The sequence below is a fragment of the Endozoicomonas ascidiicola genome, assembly GCF_001646945.1.
Taxonomy (GTDB): domain Bacteria; phylum Pseudomonadota; class Gammaproteobacteria; order Pseudomonadales; family Endozoicomonadaceae; genus Endozoicomonas; species Endozoicomonas ascidiicola.
In genome coordinates this window covers 1-2,593 of sequence record NZ_LUTV01000017.1, presented here as the reverse complement: position 1 = coordinate 2,593, position 2,593 = coordinate 1, and the positions used below count along the sequence as shown (strand labels likewise).

At 48.4% G+C, this 2,593-nt stretch carries 2 protein-coding genes; both read left to right on the top strand.

The window, feature by feature from the left end; translation table 11 throughout:
• Positions 1-743 precede the first annotated feature (743 nt).
• Positions 744-2,036 (top strand): phosphopyruvate hydratase, encoded by a 1,293-nt coding sequence (gene eno, locus AKL11_RS24100; RefSeq protein WP_067522895.1) that lies wholly within the window; start codon positions 744-746, stop codon positions 2,034-2,036.
• Between the two features lie 373 nt (positions 2,037-2,409).
• Positions 2,410-2,544 carry a hypothetical protein gene (locus AKL11_RS26545; RefSeq protein ID WP_281180473.1) on the top strand — a complete coding sequence of 45 codons (135 nt, stop codon included), beginning with the start codon at positions 2,410-2,412 and terminating at the stop codon, positions 2,542-2,544.
• Positions 2,545-2,593: the final 49 nt, after the last annotated feature.

The window sequence follows — 2,593 nt, the reverse complement described above, 5'->3', positions numbered from 1 at the left end:
AAGTAAGGGCCGATGGGAACAGCTTTGGACGAACATCCTCTCTGGCAAGCAGAAAGTGGACTTATGAGTCAGTTATCAGACTGAGAGAGCACCCAATGCTTCTGATGATAAAAAAAGAGCTCAAGATGTGAATGAGGGGATGGTGCCAACCGGCGAGCTTATCAAAAGAAATAATGAAAACTTTCGTGCATCAAATACGTCTGTCGCTGTAAAGGTAGGTAAGAACCCCTGAGTTTAAATGAACAGGTAATCATTTACTGACGTCTAATATGCGCATTTTATGATGCGCTTCTCACACAGAAAAACACGGCATGAATGGCTTATAACAAAAAGTTTCACAAAGTGCTCAAACTCAACTGTGGTGCGGTTTGGCGGGTTTTTTGTAGCCTTTGACACAGGGATTTCCGATGGTATAGTGGCGCCTCCCGCAATGATGCTTCAATAATTCGCAGGATGTTTTTACTGCACTGCGATGCTTGCTGATGCGCCTTAGGCTTCTATCAGTCTGCAGTGCGGCAAAAACGATGTTTTACTATCTGGCTCCGTAAAACGCCGGATGGTTTTTATTCTGCCCTGTCGCGAGTAAGCGGGTAACCTGAAGTGACTGTTAAGCGTAATGGATCGGTAACCAATAGACCGGTGAAAATACTGCTACGCTGTCTTATGCATCACTTCACGCTTCTTTGTGTTTACGAGAAGCGCTTACGAATTGAAATTTCCGAATTCTCACCCGGAGTGTCCCCATGACCGCTATCAAAGAAATCAAGGCTCGTGAAGTCCTCGATTCCCGTGGTAATCCCACTGTTGAAGCTGATGTCATTCTTGAGTCTGGTGCCTTTGGTACTGCCTGTGCTCCCAGCGGTGCATCCACTGGTTCCCGTGAAGCCCTCGAACTGCGTGACGGTGATAAGTCCCGCTACCTGGGCAAAGGCGTTCTGAAAGCTGTTGGTAACATTAACGGTCCTATCCGTGATTTGCTGCTGGGCTTCGATGCGAACGATCAGCGTGGTCTGGATCAGAAGATGATCGATCTGGACGGCACTGACAACAAAGCCAAGCTGGGCGCTAACGCCATTCTGGCGGTTTCTCTGGCAACTGCCAAAGCCGCTGCTGCTGATAAAGGCATGCCTCTGTACGCTCACATCGCTGAGCTGAACGGCACTGCTGGTCAGTTCACCATGCCGGTTCCGATGATGAACATCATCAACGGTGGTGAGCACGCTGACAACAACGTCGACATTCAGGAATTCATGATTCAGCCAGTGGGCGCGCCTAACTTCGCTGAAGCGCTGCGCATGGGTGCTGAAGTATTCCACGCTCTGAAGAAAGTGCTGTCTGACAAGGGCCTGAACACGGCAGTTGGCGACGAAGGTGGTTTTGCACCAAACCTGGCGTCCAATGCTGACGCTCTGGCTGTTATAAAAGAAGCGGTGGCTGCGGCGGGTTACACTCTGGGCAAAGACATCACTCTGGCGATGGATTGTGCGGCTTCCGAGTTCTGCGAAGATGGCCAGTACAACCTGAAAGGCGAAGGCAAAGTCTTCACCTCCAACGAGTTCTCTGATTATCTGGCCAAGCTGACTGAAGAGTTCCCAATCATCTCTATCGAAGATGGCTTGGACGAGTCTGACTGGGACGGTTTTGCCTACCAGACCAAGATTCTGGGTGACAAAATCCAGATCGTAGGCGACGACCTGTTCGTCACTAACACCAAGATCCTGAAAGAAGGTATCGATAAAGGCATCGCTAACTCTATCCTGATCAAATTCAACCAGATCGGTTCCCTGACCGAAACGCTGGAAGCGATCAAGATGGCGAAAGACGCGGGTTACACCGCAGTAATCTCTCACCGTTCCGGTGAAACGGAAGATGCAACTATCGCTGACCTGGCGGTGGGTACTTGTGCTGGCCAGATCAAGACCGGTTCTCTGTGCCGCTCTGACCGTGTTGCCAAGTACAACCAGTTGATCCGTATTGAAGAGCAGCTGGCAGGCAAAGCGCCTTATCGTGGTATTGCTGAATTCAAGCGTGCTTGATAATAAATTGGCAGGTTAAAAGATAAGGGAGGCATTTAGCCTCCCTTGTTGTTTGGGTATAAGGCATATCCCAAAGGCTGTTTAAAGCCGGGTAATCATCGCTGTCAGGTTGTCATGTGAATAGAACTCAAGTGCCCGATCAACCAGTTTCGTGGCAGTCACCGCCAGAGAGTTACCAGTGTTTAAATCATTTCTGACGGCGTGTCCGATAGAATCGCTAGTGTAGTGCGCCGTTCTTTTTGCTGCTTAAGCGGCAATTAGCTCGAACTACCTTCTCCAGTATGTCATTGGGTGCTCTCTCTGAATAATTGAAACAAAAGAACTTCAATTGTACGACTATTATAAGAGACCGCTTTCCATAATAGACTCCGCCATGCCTGCTTCAATTGTGTCCAGCAATCGTGAAAAAATCGTTCTACAGATAGAGATCCCTATCGAAGCAGGCAATATGCTTGATCTTGAAAATAGTCTGCAAAAAACACTTAACGATGCTGGACAACTAGTGTAGTGAGCTGCATTTAATACAACATAAATAATCTCGCTGTGCCATTATAGGT

What these genes read in the sequence shown, in the direction of transcription:
- eno (WP_067522895.1), top strand. Translation starts at nt 744, where the DNA reads ATGACCGCTATCAAAGAAATCAAGGCTCGTGAAGTCCTCGATTCCCGT.
- AKL11_RS26545 (WP_281180473.1), top strand. Translation starts at nt 2,410, where the DNA reads ATGCCTGCTTCAATTGTGTCCAGCAATCGTGAAAAAATCGTTCTACAG.